Source organism: Bradyrhizobium sp. LB14.3 (genome assembly GCF_040547985.1).
In the GTDB taxonomy this organism is placed as follows: domain Bacteria; phylum Pseudomonadota; class Alphaproteobacteria; order Rhizobiales; family Xanthobacteraceae; genus Bradyrhizobium.
Genome location: NZ_JBEPQT010000021.1, coordinates 100,875 through 119,161 on the forward strand (window position 1 = coordinate 100,875; position 18,287 = coordinate 119,161).

General features: G+C 63.5%; 13 protein-coding genes and 1 pseudogene. 7 read left to right on the forward strand and 7 right to left on the reverse strand.

Translation table 11 applies throughout. From position 1 onward, the window contains the following. Nucleotides 1-50: 50 nt before the first annotated feature. Nucleotides 51-1,631: a fatty acid--CoA ligase gene (locus ABIB00_RS29280; protein WP_354106732.1), complete on the reverse strand. Its 1,581-nt coding sequence runs from the start codon at nucleotides 1,629-1,631 to the stop codon at nucleotides 51-53. A 234-nt stretch (nucleotides 1,632-1,865) separates the two neighbouring features. After that, complete coding sequence (locus ABIB00_RS29285; RefSeq protein ID WP_354106733.1) at nucleotides 1,866-2,738, reverse strand: SDR family oxidoreductase; 873 nt, start codon at nucleotides 2,736-2,738, stop codon at nucleotides 1,866-1,868. Between the two features lie 115 nt (nucleotides 2,739-2,853). On the opposite strand from ABIB00_RS29285, the gene ABIB00_RS29290 reads away from it, so the two are divergent. The 3 genes from ABIB00_RS29290 to ABIB00_RS29300 all read left to right on the forward strand — a co-directional run bounded on the left by ABIB00_RS29290 (nucleotide 2,854) and on the right by ABIB00_RS29300 (nucleotide 5,826). Further along, nucleotides 2,854-3,663, forward strand: a complete 810-nt coding sequence (locus tag ABIB00_RS29290; protein WP_247349790.1) for a crotonase/enoyl-CoA hydratase family protein — start codon at nucleotides 2,854-2,856, stop codon at nucleotides 3,661-3,663. A gap of 126 nt (nucleotides 3,664-3,789) precedes the next feature. Further along, nucleotides 3,790-5,334, forward strand: coding sequence for an acyl-CoA synthetase (locus ABIB00_RS29295; RefSeq protein WP_354106734.1), 1,545 nt, complete (start codon nucleotides 3,790-3,792; stop codon nucleotides 5,332-5,334). Nucleotides 5,335-5,421: 87 nt separating this feature from the next. Further along, nucleotides 5,422-5,826, forward strand: a complete 405-nt coding sequence (locus ABIB00_RS29300) for a YccF domain-containing protein (protein WP_354106735.1) — start codon at nucleotides 5,422-5,424, stop codon at nucleotides 5,824-5,826. A 497-nt stretch (nucleotides 5,827-6,323) separates the two neighbouring features. Here the strand turns inward: ABIB00_RS29300 and ABIB00_RS29305 are convergent, their stop codons facing one another. After that, nucleotides 6,324-7,250, reverse strand: a complete 927-nt coding sequence (locus ABIB00_RS29305) for a LysR family transcriptional regulator (RefSeq protein WP_354106736.1) — start codon at nucleotides 7,248-7,250, stop codon at nucleotides 6,324-6,326. 329 nt (nucleotides 7,251-7,579) lie between these two features. Between ABIB00_RS29305 and ABIB00_RS29310 the strand changes: the two are divergent. Beyond that, nucleotides 7,580-8,393, forward strand: a pseudogene (locus ABIB00_RS29310) (tripartite tricarboxylate transporter substrate-binding protein). Between the two features lie 929 nt (nucleotides 8,394-9,322). After that, a complete protein-coding gene (gene ppc / locus ABIB00_RS29315; RefSeq protein WP_354106737.1) occupies nucleotides 9,323-12,112 on the forward strand; it encodes a phosphoenolpyruvate carboxylase in 2,790 nt (929 codons plus the stop codon). A gap of 63 nt (nucleotides 12,113-12,175) precedes the next feature. On the opposite strand, the gene ABIB00_RS29320 is transcribed toward ppc, so the two are convergent. The 4 genes from ABIB00_RS29320 to ABIB00_RS29335 all read right to left on the reverse strand — a co-directional run bounded on the left by ABIB00_RS29320 (nucleotide 12,176) and on the right by ABIB00_RS29335 (nucleotide 15,942). Continuing rightward, nucleotides 12,176-13,351, reverse strand: coding sequence for an SMP-30/gluconolactonase/LRE family protein (locus tag ABIB00_RS29320; protein ID WP_354106738.1), 1,176 nt, complete (start codon nucleotides 13,349-13,351; stop codon nucleotides 12,176-12,178). Between the two features lie 114 nt (nucleotides 13,352-13,465). Then, on the reverse strand, nucleotides 13,466-14,380 hold the full coding sequence (locus ABIB00_RS29325; RefSeq protein ID WP_247447310.1) for an SDR family oxidoreductase: 915 nt from the start codon (nucleotides 14,378-14,380) through the stop codon (nucleotides 13,466-13,468). A gap of 5 nt (nucleotides 14,381-14,385) precedes the next feature. Continuing rightward, nucleotides 14,386-15,525, reverse strand: a complete 1,140-nt coding sequence (locus ABIB00_RS29330; protein ID WP_247349798.1) for a thiolase C-terminal domain-containing protein — start codon at nucleotides 15,523-15,525, stop codon at nucleotides 14,386-14,388. Nucleotides 15,526-15,528: 3 nt separating this feature from the next. Further along, on the reverse strand, nucleotides 15,529-15,942 hold the full coding sequence (locus tag ABIB00_RS29335) for a Zn-ribbon domain-containing OB-fold protein (RefSeq protein ID WP_247349800.1): 414 nt from the start codon (nucleotides 15,940-15,942) through the stop codon (nucleotides 15,529-15,531). A 193-nt stretch (nucleotides 15,943-16,135) separates the two neighbouring features. Here ABIB00_RS29335 and ABIB00_RS29340 point away from each other — a divergent pair, with 193 nt between their 5' ends. Continuing rightward, nucleotides 16,136-17,485, forward strand: a complete 1,350-nt coding sequence (locus tag ABIB00_RS29340) for an amidase (RefSeq protein WP_354106739.1) — start codon at nucleotides 16,136-16,138, stop codon at nucleotides 17,483-17,485. Continuing rightward, on the forward strand, nucleotides 17,478-18,164 hold the full coding sequence (locus tag ABIB00_RS29345; protein WP_354106740.1) for a DUF2848 domain-containing protein: 687 nt from the start codon (nucleotides 17,478-17,480) through the stop codon (nucleotides 18,162-18,164). Before ABIB00_RS29340 ends, ABIB00_RS29345 begins: the two co-directional genes overlap by 8 nt. Nucleotides 18,165-18,287 lie beyond the last annotated feature (123 nt).

The window sequence follows — 18,287 nt, forward strand, 5'->3', positions numbered from 1 at the left end:
GAGCGGAGCGAAGCAATCCAGCTTCCTCGCTTCGCTCCTCGCACCGCCGATCAATTCACCCGCCGGTCCTTCCCCGCCCAATACGGCTCGCGCAATTGCCGCCGCAAGATCTTGCCGCTTGGATTTCGCGGCAGCGCCGGCAAAAACTCGACGCTCTTCGGCGTCTTGAACCCGGCGATGCGCTCGCGGGTGAAGTTGATGATGTCGGTTTCGGTCGCCTGCTTGCCCGGCTTCATCACCACGACGGCCTTCACCGCCTCGCCCCATTTGTCGTCGGGTATGCCGATCACGGCAGCTTCTGCGACATCGGGATGATCGCACAGCGCGCTCTCGACCTCGGCGGGATAGATGTTTTCGCCGCCGGAGATGATCATGTCCTTGATGCGGTCGTGGATGTAGAGATAGCCGTCTTCGTCCATGTAGCCGGCGTCGCCGGTGCGCAGCCAGCCGTCGGAGCGCAACGTCGCGGCGGTCGCTTCCGGCAAATTCCAGTAGCCGGCCATGTTGGAGCCCGAGCGCGTCGCGATCTCGCCGACTTCGCGCGGCGGCAGCGGCTTGCCTTCGACATCAAGGATCGCGATCTCGATGCCCGGCAGCGCCTTGCCGGCCGAGCGCATCCGCTCCAGTCCCTCGACGTGGTCTTCCGGCGGCAGCGCGACGATGGTGCCAGTGGTCTCGGTCATACCGTACATCTGCACGAAGCCGCATTTGAAGATCTCGATGCACTCCTTCAGCAGCGCCGCGGGAATCGGGGAGGCACCGTACAGCATGTATTTCAACCGCGAGAAATCGACCGTCCTGGCGCGTGGCTGCCGCACCACGAACTGCATCGCCGCCGGCACCATGAACAGTTTTGTGATGCCGGACTGTTCGAAGAAATCCAGCACTTTGGTCGGATCGAACTCGCGCGCAATCACGCCGCGGGCGCCGTGATAGAGCCCCATCACGCCCCAGCCGGAGCCGCCGATGTGGAAGATCGGCATCGCGACCAGCGACACGTCGTCGGTCGACCACCGGTTCCACTCCGGCTTGTCCTCGGCATTGCCTGTTTGCACCAGGTTGAGGAAGTTGGCATGCGACAGCATCGCGCCCTTCGGCTTGCCCGTCGTGCCGGACGTATAGAGCTGGATGGCGATATCCCTGGTATCGATCGGTACTCCGGGATCGTCGCCGCTCTGTGCATCGCGCCAGGCTGTATAATCAGGCCACTCCGGCGCGCCGCCTTCGGTGGTGATGACGGTGCGCACACCCGGCAGCTCGTCCTTGATCTGGCTGACCTGAGCGATGAACTCCGGTCCCACGAACAGCACCGGGGCCTTGCAGTCGCTAACGATGAAGGCGACCTCGGGGCTCGCGAGCCGCCGGTTCACCGGCGCCATCACGACGCCGGCCTTCATCGCGCCCATCAGCAGCTCGAAATAGATATCGCTGTTCTTGCCGAGATAGGCGATCCGCTCGCCGCGTCTCACGCCCATTTCAATCAACGCGCCGGCGACCTTGTTCGTCTTAACGTCGAACTCGGCAAAGCTGGTGACGCGGCCCTCGAACTCGTAGGCGGTGGCGTTGCCGCGGCTCGTCGCACGCTCGCGCACCATGTCGGCGAGATTCGCCAATGGCTGTTTGGTGGACATGTTTCTCCCGTGACGTCTTGTTTTTTATGCCGCGGAGTGTGGCGTCATCTGCGGGTGAAGACAAGATGGCGGGAGGGCAACCGCGCTTTCGTGTCCCGGACGCGGCGCAGCACGAAGTGGTGCGGCGCTGAGCCGGGACCCATTCTGATTCAGCATGCTGCGAGAGATAGGCCCCGGCTCAGCAGCGCATCACGCCGCAAGTGCGGCGCGCTGCGCTGCGTCCGGGGCACGAGATCATCCTCTCTTCGCCCGGTCCTTCTCGTTCTGTGCCTTGATCGAGTCCCGGGCGTTGGCCCAGTCGTCGTCGCCCCAGTCGCGGAGCTGGTAGAAATTGCCGCCCATTGCGAGCGCCTGGGCGCCGTCCATGGCGATCGTCTCGCCTGTAATCCAGTCGCAGCCGCCGGAAATCAAAAACACTGCGAGATTCTGCAGCTCCTCCATGGTGCCGACGCGACCCATCGGGTTCATCGCCTTGGTGCGCGCGCCGGCCTCGTCGCCGGGCTTGATGCGCTTGCTCATGCCCTCGGTCGGAATTTCGCCGGGCGCGATTGTGTTGAGACGGATGCCGTATCGGCCCCATTCGGTGGCGAGCGACATCGTCATGGCGTGGATCGCCGACTTGCTCATCGCCGACGGCACCACGTAAGGCGAGCCGTTGCGCACCCAGGTCACGGTGATCGAGACGACGTTGCCGGGCTGCTTCAAAGCTATCCAGCGCTTGCCGACCGCATGCGTCACATAGAACGTGCCGTGCATGACGATGTTGGCGACCGCGTCGAAGCCGCGCGGCGAAAGTTCTTCGCTGCGCGAGATGAAATTTCCGGCCGCGTTGTTGATGAGATCGGTGAGGGGGCTGTCGCGAAAGATGTTCTCGACCATCTCCTCGACCGCGAGCGCGTTGCGAATGTCGACGCCGTGGCTGGCGACGCGGCCGCCATACTGATCCATCAGCTCGGTCGCGGTCTCGTCGCAGACGATCTTGCGCCGGCCGCAGATGTGCACTTCGGCGCCGAGCTGGAGGAAGCGCGCCGCCATCGACTTGCCTAGCCCGGTCCCGCCGCCGGTCACGAGAATGCTCCGGCCGGCCAGAAGATTTTCCTTGAACATGGCTGTTTCCCCCGTAGGGATTGTCAGTTAATTGGTCGATTGACTAAATCCGGCCGCCGTCTTCCTGTAAAGCGGCACCGAACAAGAACAGGCAAGAACCAGGGGAGAATCATCCATGGAAGAGCGCGTCTCGATCTCGATCTCGGAAGGCGTCGCCGACGTCCGCCTGGTGCGCGCGGACAAGATGAATGCGCTGGATCAAGCCATGTTCGAGGCCCTTGTGGCCGCAACGGACCGGCTTTCAAAGGACAAGAGCGTACGCGTTGTCGTGTTATCCGGCGAGGGCCGCGCCTTCTGCGCCGGCCTTGATATGGGGCGTTTTGCCGCCATGAAGGAAAAGGGCGGCAACGGAATTCCGGGTGGCGAAAATCGCGATCTCACGGCGCGCACGTACGGCCAGGCGAACTTTGCGCAGCAGGCGGTGTGGGGCTGGCGCCAGCTTCCGGTCCCCGTGATCGCCGCGATCCAGGGCGTTGCCTTCGGCGGCGGCTTCCAGCTCGCGCTCGGTGCCGACATGCGCTTCCTCACCCCCGACGCACGGATGTCGGTGATGGAAATCAAATGGGGTCTGGTGCCCGACATGGCGGGCACGCCGATCCTGGCTTCGCTCGTGCGCGACGACATTTTGCGCGATCTCACCTACACCGGCCGCATCTTCTCCGCGCAGGAGGCGATGGCTTATGGTCTCGCCACGCGCATCTGCGACGACCCGCGCGCTGCCGCGCTCGAAGTCGCGCGCGAGATCGCCGGCAAGAGCCCCGATGCAATCCGCGCCGCAAAACGCCTGCTCAACAATCTCTCGGTCGATCCGGGCCCCGCGCTGCTCGCCGAGTCCGTCGAGCAGCAGAAGCTGATCGGCAGCGCGAACCAGACCGAAGCGGTGCGTGCCAATCTGGAGAAGCGCGCGCCGAAGTTTGCGGACTGAGGCAGACCTCATCCCGAGGAGCCGCGAAGCGGCGTCTCGAGGGATGGGCCACGAGGTCTCATGGTTAGAGACAGCGCTGCGCGCCTCCTCACCATGAGGGACAACGTCAAACATAAAGAAAAACAAATGAGCGAAACGTCAAATTTCCTCGGCATTGTCTCCGGCGAGCGCAGCCGCTCCCATGCCGAGGTCGCGAACCGCGCCGATCGCATCGCCGCCGGCCTCGCCATGATCGGCGTCAAGCAGGGCGATTGCGTCTGTATGCTGATGCGCAACGACATCGCCTTCCTCGAGGCCGCCTATGCCGCGATGCGGCTGGGCGCCTATGGTGTGCCGATCAACTGGCACTTCAAGCCGGAGGAGATCGACTATATCCTGAAGGATACCGGCACGTCCGTGCTGATCGGACATGCCGACATGCTGCATGCCTTGCGCGACGCCATTCCGAAAGGCGTCACCGTGCTCAGCGTGCCGACGCCGCTGGAGATTCTAACCAACTACAAGATCAATCCCGATCATCTGAAGACGCCGGACTTCGCGATCGATTTCGAATCCTGGCTCGCGCAGTTCCAGCCCTATAATGGCCCGGTCGTGCCGCAGCCCATGAACATGATCTACACTTCGGGGACGACAGGCCATCCCAAGGGCGTGCGGCGCCATGCGCCGACGCCGGAGCAGGCGGCTGCCGGCGAACGCATGCGCGCGATGATCTATGGGCTCAAGCCAGGTGCTCGCGCGATCCTGCCGGGCCCGCTCTATCACTCCGCGCCGAACTCGTTCGGCATCCGCGCGGGAAAACTCGGCGGTGCGCTGGTGCTGATGCCGCGCTTCGAGCCGGAAGAGTTTTTGCAGCTGATCGAGCGCTTTGGGATCGACACCATCTTCATGGTGCCGACCATGTTCATCCGCCTGATGAAGCTGCCGGAGGAGGTGCGCAAGAAATACGATGTCTCCTCGCTGCGCCACATCATCCACGCGGCGGCGCCATGCCCGGCGGACGTCAAGCGCGCCATGATCGAATGGTGGGGGCCGGTGATCTACGAATTCTACGGCTCGACCGAATCCAGCGCCGTCACCTTCGCGACCTCCGAGGATGCGCTGAGGAAGCCCGGCACCGTCGGCAAGATTTCGCCCGGCGCCGAACTGCGCTTCATCGGGGATGACGGCCGCGTGCTGGACGTGGGCGAGATCGGCGAGATCTACTCACGCATGGCCGGGATGGCCGATTTCACCTATCACAACAAGCCGGAGAAGCGCGCCGAGATCGACCGCGACAGCTTCATCACCTCGGGCGACGTCGGCTATATCGACGCGGATGGCTACGTCTTCATCTGCGACCGCAAGCGCGACATGGTGATCTCGGGCGGCGTCAACATCTATCCGGCCGAGATCGAGTCGGTGCTGCACGCCGTGCCCGGGGTGCATGATTGCGCGGTGTTCGGCATTCCCGACGCCGAGTTCGGCGAAGCGCTGATGGCGGTAGTCGAGCCGCAGGCGGGCATCACGCTCGACGCCGGCGACATTCGTAAGCGCCTAAAGGCGTCGCTCGCCGACTACAAGGTCCCAAAGCACATCGAGATCCGCGCCGGGCTGCCGCGCGAAGATTCCGGCAAGATCTTCAAGCGCCGCCTGCGCGATCCCTATTGGGAGCAGGCAGGACGGAAGATCTAGCGGCTACAAGAATGGCAACGACCTGAGTGGCGTCACGGGCCACCGGTCGTGCTATACAAACGGGATCATCGACCTCCGGATCATCCCATGGCTCCTGTTTCCATCCTGCTCAACCTGCTCTGGATCCTCATCGGCGGCGCCTGGATGGCGGTCGGCTGGCTGATCGCTGCCGTTATCATGGCCATCACCATCATCGGCCTGCCCTGGGCGCGGGCGGCGTTTAACATCGCCGTCTACACGCTGGTGCCGTTCGGTTCGAAGGCGGTCAGCCGCGACGAGGTCACCGGCATGAGCGATATCGGCACCGGCCCGCTCGGGGTGATCGGCAACATCATCTGGTTTCTGCTGGCCGGCTGGTGGCTGGCGCTCGGCCATCTCCTCACCGCCCTGGCCCTCGCGATCACCATCATCGGCATTCCCTTCGCCTGGGCCCATTTGAAGCTCGCGGGCATCGCGCTCTGGCCGATCGGCAAGGTGATCGTGCCGGCTTAAGGCGTGGACCCGTCAATGTCGGCCTCCGGCTGCAGAGCGGAAGTCGCCCGGCTTTGGGTAGGGCTATCGCATTTGAGGCGCTTCCCCGCGGCCCATCCTTCGAGACGCCCGCCCTTGGCGGGCCCTCAGAATGAGGGGGGAACACGTGGTTGCAGTTTCAACGAAACCCGACGCAGCTCAGCCTCATCCTGAGGAGACCGCGAAGCGGTCGTCTCGAACGACGAGGCGCTTGCTCAGCTCATAGCTCGTAGAATGGGTAGAGCGAAACCCATCAATCCGTCCGCCGATGACGAAGGATGATGGGTTTTCGCAAGGGCTCAGCCCATTCTACTGGCGGGAATCATGGCAGGCGCGATTCGCAACATTTAGCGGCTATCCGGCCGGCTTAGGGTCCGGTCTGATGATCCGTGCATCGTCGCCCCATCTGGCGAGGCGGGTGCGCTCAATTGCCCTCCGCACACAATTCCCCGCGTTGCACTCAGGATATTGAACCCTTCCTATCTCGCAGTTCGACGAACGCACTCGATAAAGAGCTTTGCGGCTGGGCTGAGCGCGCGATTCTTGAGTGTCACAATTGCGACAGGCCGCGGCTGCGCGGGAAGTCGAATTGGAAGTACCTTGAGAGAGCCGCCATGGTTGCCAAAGCGAAGAATCGATGTTGGAAGCATCGTCACAAATTGTGCACTGGCAGCCAGTCGACAGCACAGATGCATTGAGAGCGTCGTAATGGGCGCACGTGGCAACTCTGTACTACTCGCGCGGAACAACTCGGCGGTGAGTGACCCGTGCATGGTATCCGCGGGAGGCAGAATCCAACGCTCGCCGACTAGATCGGCAAGCTTGAGTTTACGCATCCGTGCCCATTTGCTCTGACGGCCGGCTACCACGACGACCTGGTCGTCATACACGACTTCCGCCTTTAGATCGGCTTCCTTGAATGGCGTCGGAATGCGACCCAGCATGAGATCGATGCTGCGCTCACGCAACTCACGATAATGCAGTTTGCTAATGTCCGCTTGCGCGACGTCCAAGTGAATTCGGGGCTGCTCACGTGTGAAGCGCTCGATGACTGCCGGCAAGAGACCGGCCGCAATACTCTCAGTACTGCCGATGTGCAACTCTCCCACAGACGGGTCGGCGAGAAATGCGATTTCGTCGACGCCCTGCTTGAGTTCGTCGAAAATCACTCGGCCTCGCGCGACCAGTGCGCGGCCGTATGCCGTCGGCTCGATCCCGCCTCGGCTGCGGTCGAGCAAACGAAGTCCGAACGTGTGTTCCAAGTCGGTGATTGCCTTCGATACGGCGGGCTGCGAGATCGCCAGCTCTGCCGCAGCCTTTCCCATGCTTCCGCGCTCCACGACCGTGAGCAGAATACGGAGGTCGCGCAGCTTCAGGCGGCGCCCAATGCGATCGACCAACGACATGACCACGAACCTGCCAAATCGGTTATCGAACCATCACATATCAGAATTGGACAGAAATGGCTGCGTGATGCACGCTTTGATTGATGAGGCATCCGAAATCGAATGTCTGGCCTTGTGCTGAGAACACGTTGCGGAAATAGGGGAGCCACGGGAGGCGGCTTATGGGGACGCGTCGTGACTTTTTGATAGCGTCGGCGGCCGGTGTCGCTTTCTCCGTCGCTGGTCCCGTGCCGCAAATCATTGCCGAACCGCGTGTGAAAACGGCGCATATCCTAACAGGCTTCACAGCCGGGTTGCCTGATTCTGTCGCGAGGCTCCTTGCGGAACAGATGAAGACCTATGCAACGTCGATCGTCGTCGAACCTCGACCAGGCGCGAGTGGTCGTGTCGCCGTGGAAGCCGTGAAAGCCGCTCCCCCGGATGGATCGGTCGTTCTGTTCGCGCCGACTGGTTTCCTCACGCTCTTTCCTCATACCCACAAGAAGCTGAGATACGAGCCTCAGGATTTTGCCCCAGTGTCGACCGTTGCGTCGTTCGCTGCAGCTTTGACGGTGGGGCCGCGAGTGCCAGAGGAGGCGAGGACGCTTGCCGATTTCGTCTCGTGGTGCCGTGTTAACGCAAAGGATGCGACCTATGGCACGCCAGGAGTTGGAACCAGTATGCACCTAATCGGTGCAGCGTTGGGACGCGGGGCAGGCTTCGAGTTTCTTCACGTACCGTATCAAGGTAGGGCGGCAAATCCAAGACCTCCTCAAGGGCGAGATCGCATCGGCGATCATGCCAATCGACAGTTCCTTAGGTCTCGTGCAAGCCGGCGAACTGCGCGCCTTGGCAACCACCGGTCCAGCCCGTAGCCGGTTTCTTCCCGATGTGCCGACGATGGTGGAAGCCGGCTATCCCTTGCTCAAGGACGTCACATGGTTTGGGTTCTTCGTTCCGGCCAAGACACCGCCAGATATCATTGAAGGCCTCAATGGAGCTATTCAGGCGGCTCTGCGAACGAGTGTCATAGAGCGCAGCCTGGCAAAATTATCAGTCGAGATCGACTCGATCTCAATGGACAACTTTGCACAACTACTCGCATCGGAATCGGCTCGATGGAAAGGGATCGTGCAAGCAACCGGGTTTAGCCCGAACGACTGAGCTCGTGAGATGGGTAGAGCCCTTGCGAAACCCATGCTTCGTCATCGGCGAACGGATTGATGGGTATCGCTGGCGTTCTATCCATCCTCGGCGCTCTGCGCTGCGATGAGAGAGCGCATCGCTGGTGCTGCGCACACAATTCCCCGCGTTGCCCGACGGGCAAAACACGCCGCATGCAGGTCAAGGGTGGCGCTCCCAAATATTCTGATTGACCGAATTTATCTCTTCGGGTAAACCGCAAGACATCCCGGCCCGCCAAAAGGGCGTTTCGCGATCGTCACGATACGTGAGCCGGGATGCGATGGACGCGGCAGCGCCGGCGCGTGACGAGGTGGCAGGGCGGGCTACGCCTGTGAGCCATCGCGATCTGCGCGAACGACCCGGCGCGGTCACAGCGTTTCTTTTCGGCTTCGGGAGCGAGCACGCGCGAGCTTCCGGATGTCCGGGGAGGGACGTCCGCGGACGGCAAAAGCGTGTGGTCCTGACGCCCGGGGTCTGTGCGTCAAGGCTTGCGGTGATGTGCGGCCCGACCGGGTGCGCGCATCGATCATCCGCAAGGCGACGGGGGCAACAGTGCATCGCTCCCCGGGGAGAGCGCGCCATAAGCCGTAAAACCATTGCGCAGGGAAGGCCGGGATGTCCCGGCATCACCTGTGGGTCACCCCGCGTGCGTTTTTCGCGTGCGGACCCTGGGTGCCAGCCGGCGCCCGGCCTTCCCTGCGCCCTTTCTTCTCGATGAGGGCGAAACGGACAGCAAAACTCGGGCGCCTGCGCCGCGAGGCCGCGGATATGCGCGCGCCCGCCAGCGACGCGCACGATGATCGGTGACGTTGCCGCGCCGCCCCCAACTTCATCTTGCGCTGCGGCAAAAAACTTGCACACTCGTCGCCACCGGGGAGCCACAGGGTGCTCTAGAAGCGGAGCCAGCCATGTCCCTCCAGACCGTACCATCCGACGCCACCGATCTTCGCCCCAACCGCCCTGAGGACGTCCAGGCGCTGGAGGCGGATACGCAGCTGCGCGACGACATCCGCCTGCTCGGGCGCATCCTGGGCGATACCGTTCGCGGCCAGGAGGGGGCCGAATTGTTCGACCTGGTCGAGCGTATCAGGCAGACCTCGATCCGGTTTCACCGCGACGAGGACCGGCTGGCCCGCCGCGAGCTCGAGCAGATCCTCGACAGCATGTCGACCTCGGAGACCGTGCGGATCGTCCGCGCCTTCAGCTATTTCTCCCACCTCGCCAACATCGCCGAGGACCAGAACAACATCCGCCAGATGCGCGCCGGCAAGGGTGGCGGCTCCGGCGTGCTGGCCGAGACGCTCGCCCATGCCAGGGCGGCGGGCATCGGTGCCGATGCACTACGCAACTTCTTCAAGAGCGCGCTCGTCAGCCCGGTGCTGACCGCGCATCCGACCGAAGTCCGCCGCAAGAGCACCATGGACCGCGAGATGGAGGTCGCAGCCCTGCTCGACCGCCGCGAGCGCGTCGCGCTGACCGCCGATGAGGCCGCCGCCAGCGACGAGCAGCTCCGCCGCGAGGTGCTGACGCTGTGGCAGACCAATTTGCTGCGCCGGACCAAGCTCACGGTGCTCGACGAGGTCGCCAACGGCTTGTCGTTCTACGATTACACGTTCTTGCGCGAGGTGCCGCGGCTGGTCAACGCGCTGGAGGACCGGCTGGAGGAGGGCGGCGAGCAGGCAGCCGGCGAGCTCGCCTCGTTCCTGCGGATGGGAAGCTGGATCGGCGGCGACCGCGACGGCAATCCCTTCGTCACCGCCGACGTGATGCGCGGCACGCTGCGGCTGCAGTCGAGCCGCGTCATGCAGTTCTATCTCGAAGAGCTGCATGTGCTCGGCTCGGAGCTGTCGATCGCTGCGCATCTCGCCGACGTCTCCGAGGAGCTGCGGACGCTGGCCGAGCGCTCGCCCGATACATCGCCGCACCGGAGCGGCGAGCCCTATCGCCTCTCGGTGTCAGGCATCTATGCGCGGTTGACGGCCACGGCCGAAAAGCTCGAGGTCGAGATCACGCGCCGGCCGGTGGGCAAGGGCGCGCCGTATGACAGCGTCAGGGAGCTCAAGGCCGATCTCGACGTGCTGCACCGCTCGCTGATCTCCAACAACGCCCGCGTCATCGCCCGCGGCCGGCTGCGGCTGCTGCGCCGCGCGGTGGACTCTTTTGGCTTCCATCTGGCGCGGCTCGATATCCGCCAGAACTCGGCGGTGCACGAGCGCACCATCGCCGAGCTGATGGACGCCGCCAACCCCGGCATGTCCTACCTCGCGCTTGGCGAGGAGGCGCGCATCTCGCTGCTCACCAACGAGCTGCGCTCAACGCGCTCGCTGGTGTCGCCGTTCGTCAAGTACAGCGACGAGACGATGGGCGAGCTCAATGTGTTCCATGCCGCCGCGGAGGCGCATGCGAAGTTCGGCTCGGACGCCATTCCCCAATGCATCATCTCGATGTGCAAGGGCATGTCCGACATGCTCGAGGTCGCGGTGCTGCTCAAGGAGGTCGGCCTCGTCCATCCCTCCGGGCGTAGCGCGATTAACGTCGTGCCGCTGTTCGAGACCATCGAGGATTTGCAGGCGTCATCCAGCATCATGGACCGCATGCTGTCGCTGCACGATTACCGACGGCTGGTGGACAGCCGCGGCAGCGTGCAGGAGGTCATGCTCGGCTATTCCGACTCCAACAAGGATGGCGGCTTCGTCACCTCGGGCTGGGAGCTCTACAAGGCCGAGATCGGCCTCGTCGACGTGTTCGAGCGCCACGGCGTGCGGCTGCGCCTGTTCCACGGTCGCGGCGGCTCGGTCGGCCGCGGCGGCGGTCCGAGCTATGATGCCATCATCGCCCAGCCCGGCGGCGCCGTGAACGGCCAGATCCGCATCACCGAGCAGGGCGAGATCATCTCGTCAAAGTATTCCAACGCCGAAGTCGGCCGCAACAATCTGGAAATCCTTGCCGCGGCGACGCTGGAAGCAAGCCTGTTGCATCCGCGCCAGAGCGCGCCGCGCCGCGAATATCTGACCGCGATGGACGAGCTTTCAAGTCTCGCCTTCAAGGCCTATCGCGGTCTCGTCTACGAGACCGACGGCTTCGTCGATTACTTCTGGGCATCAACCGTCATCAACGAGATCGCGACGCTCAACATCGGCAGCCGCCCGGCCTCGCGCAAGAAGACCCGGGCGATCGAGGACCTTCGTGCGATTCCCTGGGTGTTCTCCTGGGCGCAATGCCGCCTGATGCTGCCGGGCTGGTACGGTTTTGGCAGCGCGGTCGAGCAGTGGATCGCGGAGGATCCCGACAAGGGCATGCCGTTCCTCAAAGAGCTCTACCGGGAATGGCCGTTCTTCCGCATGCTGTTGTCGAACATGGACATGGTGCTTGCGAAAAGCTCGATCGCAATCGCCTCGCGCTATGCCGAACTCGTGCCGGATGAGGCGCTCCGCGAAAAGATCTTCGGTCGCATCCGTCGCGAATGGCATTCCTGCATCGAGACGCTCTTGGACATCATGGGCCAGGACCGTCTGCTCCAGGGCAATCCGCTGCTGGAGCGCTCGGTGCGCCACCGCTTCCCCTATCTCGATCCGCTCAACCATGTGCAGGTCGAGCTGCTGAAAGAGCACCGCGCGCAGAACCCGGACGAGCAGGTGCTGCGCGGGATTCAGCTGACGATCAACGGGATTTCGGCGGGGTTGAGAAATACGGGTTGATGAGGGCGAGTAGCGAACAGATGCGTGTCCGAACCGTTCGCTACTCGCCACGCGCTTATTGGCTCAAGGCTTCATCGAACCCTGTGCACTCGTGTAGACAGCATAGAGCGAACTCGAGCCGCAGATGTACAGTCGATTTCGCTGCTGACCGCCGAAGCAGAGATTGGCGACCGTTTCCGGGAGGTGGATCTTGCCGAGCAATTCGCCCTCTGGAGTATAGCAGCGCACGCCGTCCTCGTTCGGATCGCCCCAGCCCACGGAGCACCAAACGCGCCCGGCCGTGTCGGTTCGCATCCCGTCGGTAATGCTGGGCTTGGGCATCTCCGCAAACACCTTGCTGTTCGAGACCTTTCCGGACCCAATATCCACGTCGAATACGCGGATATGGGAGGGATTATCGGGGCCATCAGTGAAGCCGGTATCGATGACGTAGAGTTTCTTCTCGTCGGGCGAGAAGGTTATACCGTTGGGTTCGACGAAGTCGTCGACGACAACCTTGATCTCCCCGGATCTTGGATCGACCCGGTAGACGTTGTTTTTTGCCTGCTCCTTCTCGGCCTTGATACCCTCATAATAGCCGCCGATCCCGTAGCCGGGATCGACAAACCAGACCGATCCATCGGAAGCGACGACCAGATCGTTCGGCGAGTTGAGCTTCTTGCCGTTGTAACTGTCGGCAATGATGGTGATCGAGCCGTCGAGCTCGGTCCGGGTGACGCGCCTGCCGCTGTGCTCGCAAGTGAGCAGGCGTCCTTCGCGATCGATGGTGTTGCCGTTGGAGTTCATCGAAGGCTGGCGGTAGACGCTCGTATGACCGTCATCCTCGGAGAAACGCATGATGCGGTTGTTGGGAATATCGCTGAACAACACGTACCGGCCGGCTGGGAAGTAAACTGGTCCCTCGGCCCATCGGAATCCGGTTGCTACGCGCTCAACAGCCATCGTGCCCGCGAAGGCAGGAAAACCAGAGGGCCCAAACGATGGTGGCCCCTTCTTGGCCGATTCCAAATGGGAGTCCGGGTAGCGGCTGCCTGGCAGCGGTCCCAACGGCAGCGGCGCCGTCGATCTCGTTGGAGCGCCCGTCTGGCCCAATGGCATGACGGAGGCTGCCAAGCTTGCGTTGGCGGTAAAGCCTGTCGCGGCTACTGCCGCCGCTGCGCCCTTCAAGAGGGCACGACGGCCGAGGCCATCGCGCTCTGTTGCAAGCGTGTCGCTGGAGTTGGTCAGTATTCTTGTCATGGTTTCCTCCCGAAGTTGTGTTGGGAGGGAACGATCCGCCTGCAATCGGGCGTAAAGCGGGCGATCTCCGGCCGGACAACCGGAGATCGCAATGCAGCAACAGGTGGAGTTCGCTTACACGGGATCCCACGGGAAGATGTCGGCGGAACGATCGAGCTTGTAGAACGATCCCTTCAGAGCCGGCATGCCGTGTTCGGCGATCGATTGCGGGGTCCAGCCTTCGCTCCGATGCACCGAGCGCAGCGGACGGTTCTGGCTGAACAGGAACAGCTCGTTCATGCGCGCGCCAAAGATCTGCCCGGAGACGTCCTTGGCCGCATCGGAGAGCAGATAGGCGCAGATCGGCGCAATTTTCTCCGGTCCCATCTGCTTGATCTTCTCGACGCGCGCCTTCTCGGCATCGGTCTCGGTCGGGATGGTGCCGATCATGCGGGTCCATGCGAACGGCGAGACGCAGTTGGAGCGGACGTTGAAGCGGCCCATGTCGAGCGCGATCGACTTCGACAGGCCGACGATGCCGAGCTTGGCGGCGGCGTAGTTGGCTTGTCCAAAGTTGCCGATCAGACCCGAGGTCGAGGTGAAGTGCACGAAGGAGCCGGACTCCTGCTCGCGAAACAGCCGCGCCGCGGCGTGCGAGACGTAGAACGAGCCCATCAAATGAACCTTGATGACGGCCTCGAACGCTTCCACGCTCATCTTGTGGAAGATCATGTCGCGCAGGATGCCGGCGTTATTCACGACGCCGTCGAGCCGGCCGAAATGATCGGTCGCGGTCTTCACGATCTTGCTGGCGGGGATGGCTTCGGCCACCGACTCGAAATTGGCGACCGCGGTGCCGCCGCGCTTCTTGATCTCCTCGACCACTTCCTCAGCGGGGGATGCGCTCGAACCGGCGCCGTCGGAGGCGCCACCGGGATCGTTGACCACGACCTTGGCGCCTTCCGCCGCGCAGAGCAGCGCGATCTCCCGCCCGATGCCGCGCCCTGCGCCGGTGACGATGATGACCTTGTCTTGCAGTGATTTTGTCATGTGGATTACCTCTCGTTCGTAAACACGATCGTGCCCGACGCGGCGAACATGCCGCCGACGCCGTGGCACACCGAAATCTTCGCGTTGGCCACCTGCGCCGGCGCGATGCCGCGCATCTGGCGTACGCTCTCCTGGAGCGCGTACATGCCGTACATGCCCGAATGCATGTAGCTCAATCCGCCGCCATTGGTGTTGAGCGGAAGCTTAGCCCCCGGCCGCGTGTTGCCGTCGGCGATGAACTTGCCGGTTTCTTCGTGCGGCATGAAGCCGAGATCGCCGAGGCCGAACAGCGGCAGATGCGCGAAGGCGTCGTAGATCATGAGATGATCGACGTCCTTGTGGGCGATGCCGGCCTCCCTGAACGCCAGCGGCCCCGCGGTCTTGAACGCGCGCGAGGAATTAAAAGTCTCCATCTGGCTGACCATCGGCGTCTCTACGCTTTCGCCGGTGCCCATGATGTAGACGGGCTTGCGCGGAAAGTCCTTGGCGCGATCGGCCGAGGTCAGGATCAGCGCGCCGCCGCCGTCGGTGACGAGGCAGCATTGCAGCAGGCGGAACGGATAGGCGATCATGCGCGAGTTGAGGACGTCTGCGACTGTGATCGGGTCCTTCATCATCGCGCGCGGATTCTTTGCCGCCCATTCCCGCTGCACCACCGCGACCGAGGCGAGCTGCTCGTGCGTGATGCCGTAGGTCTTCATGAAGCGCAGCACGGGAATCGGGAACATGCTCGGTGGCCCATAGACGCCGAACGGCTGTTCGAACTGGCCGTTGAGGCTGTCCGGCGCTGTCGAGCGCGGCGCCTTGCCGATCATCGACTTGCCGCTCTCGGCATGGGTGATCAGCACGGTCTTGCACAGGCCGGCCTCGATCGCCGCCGCGGCATGGCGGACATGCAGCATGAAGGAGCAGCCGCCGACCGAGGTGCCGTCCACCCAGGTCGGCTTGATGCCGAGGTAGTGGCAGACCTGCTGCGGTGTCTCGACCGCGGTGGCGAAGCCGTCGATGTCCGACAGCTTCAGCCCGGCGTCGGCAATGGCATTGAGCGCCGCGTCCGCGTGAAGCTGGAGCTGCGACATGTTGGGGATGACCCCGAGCTCGGTGGTCTCGGCGGCGCCGACGACGGCAACCTGGTTGCTGCGCATGGCCTATCCCTTCGCCGGACGGAACACGGGGAGGGTGATCTTGTCGTCGAGCGCCTCGAATGCGACCTCGAGCTTCATGTCGAGTTCGAGCGCCTCCGGCGTCTGCGGGCAGTCGATGATGTTGCTCATCAGCCGCGGCCCCTCGTCGAGCTCGACCACCGCGATCGCGTAAGGCGGTGTGAAGCCGGGCGCGGCGGGACGGTGGTTGATCACGTAGCTGTAGAGAAAGCCTTTTCCGCTCGCCTTGAAGATGCTGACCTTGCGCGAGGCGCAGGAGGGGCAGAACGGGCGCGGCGGGAAATAGACATGCGCGCAGGCGTCGCAGCGCTGCAGGCGCAACTCGCCCGCCTTGGTGCCGTCCCAGAAATGCTGGGTCTCCGGCGTCGGTTTCGGTCGCGCGCGCTGCGGTTCGGCCATCTCGGAAGGTCCTCCCAGAGCTTGTTTTGTCAAGGGGCGGGTCTCAAGCCCGCCTGTTTCAATCTTGATGCGACAATCGACCATGGCGCGTCAACGGTCCAGCAATGCGCATGCATGCCATCATGCGCACAATGCTTGTGTCGAACTGAGGCAGCGCTATAGATTGCGCACGCAAATATTCCGTGAGACAGACATGCCCGATTTTCCGACACTGACGAAGCTCGCCGAAGACCTCGAAAGCGGCCGCACCACCTCCCGCAAGCTGGTCGAGGCTTGCATTGCCAGAATTGCCGATCCGGCCGGCGAGGGACAGCGTGCCTTCATCCATGTCGACAAGGACGCCGCGCTCGCGGCGGCGGATGCGATGGACGGTTTGCGCAAGGTGAAGGCGGCGCCCTCGCGCTACGCCGGTATCCCGGTCTCGATCAAGGATCTCTTCGACATCAAGGGCCAGGTGACGCGCGCCGGCTCCCGCGCACTCGACGATTCCTCGCCGGCCGAGCAGGATGCCCCCACGGTGACGCGGCTGCGCAAGGCGGGCTTCGTCGTGATCGGGCGCACCAACATGACTGAGTTTGCCTATTCCGGCATCGGCATCAATCCGCATTACGGCACGCCGAAGGGCGCCTGGAACCGGGCCGAGGGCCATGTGCCCGGTGGCTCGTCCTCGGGCGCCGCGGTGTCCGTGCTCGACGGCATGGCGCACGGCGCGCTCGGCACTGATACCGGCGGCTCCTGCCGCATTCCGGCGGCCTATAACGGCATCGTCGGCTACAAGCCGACGCAGCGCCGCGTGCCGCTCGACGGGGCTGTGCCGCTGTCGTTCTCGCTTGACAGCATCGGGCCGCTTGCACGATCGGTCAGTTGCTGTGCCATACTCGACGCCGTGCTCGCGAACGAGCCGGTCGTTGCGCTGAAGCCTCGCCCGGTGAAGGGCATGCGGTTGGCGGTGCCGACCACGATCGCGCTCGACGACCTCGATGCGGACGTGGCCAAGACGTTCGAGCGTGCGCTCAAGAGCCTCGCCGATCATGGCGCGATCATCGAGCGCATCGCGATGGCCGAATTCCACGACATCGGCCCGATGAACGCCAAGGGCGGCTTTGCGGCTTCCGAAAGCTTCGCCTGGCACCGCTACCTCATCACGTCCAAGGGCGACGTCTACGATCCCCGCGTTTCCGTGCGCATCATGCGCGGCGAGGCGCAGAGCGCGGCCGACTACATCGATCTCCTCAACGAGCGCCGCTCGCTGATCGCCCGCGTCAATGCGCGCCTTGCGCCCTATGACGCGCTGGTGCTGCCGACCACCGCCAATACGCCGCCGAAGATCGCCGATCTCGCCGACGACAAGGCGTTCACCAGGGAAAACCTGCGCGCGTTGCGCAATTGCACCCTGATCAACATGATCGACGGCTGCGCCATCTCGCTGCCTGCGCATCGCGAGGGCGACGTTCCGGTCGGCCTGATGCTGGCGGGCGCGGGCGGATCGGACCGCCGTATCTTTGAACTTGCTGCCGGCATGGAGGCCGTAATTCGTGTTTGACCTGACTTTCACCGTCGACGCCCAGGACACCACAACGCCACTGACACTGGCGATCGACCAGATGGTCATCGCCGGCTGGACCGGCCGCGACGCGATCGCGCGCGACAAGCACATCACGGAGCTGGAGGCTATGGGCATTGTCCGGCCGGCCTCGACGCCGATCTACTATCGCGCCTCGGCGCGGCGGCTCACCATGGAAGACCGCATCGAATGTACTGGCGGCGATTCCAGCGGCGAGGTCGAATTCGTGCTGATCGGCTGGCAGGGCCGCATGTTCGTCGGCTGCGGCTCCGACCACACCGACCGCAAGGTCGAGGCCTACAGCGTCACCGTGTCCAAGCAAATGTGCGACAAGCCGATCGCATCCACGCTGTGGGAACTCGAGGACGTCATCGGCCATTGGGACAAGATGATTTTGCGCTCCTACGCCTTCATCAAGGGCGAGCGCGTGCTCTACCAGGAGGGCACGCTGGACGCGATGCTGCCGATCGCCGATCTCGTCGCGCGCGGCTTCGAAGGTGGGAAATTCCCCGACGGCTGCGCCATGTTCGGCGGCACGTTCGCGGCCAAAGGCGGCATCCGCCCTGCCGATCGCTTCGAGTTCGAGCTGGAAGACCCCGTGCTGAAGCGGACGATCAAGCACGGCTATGACGTGGTGATGCTGCCGGTGCTGGGCTGAGCTATCGCCATCGTCATTGCGAGGAGCCCTTGCGACGAAGATTCCATGGGGAGTGGATAGCGACCAGGTCTGAGGCCAGACTGAGGTTGCTGAATCACTCAACCTGGAGACAATGATGTTGCT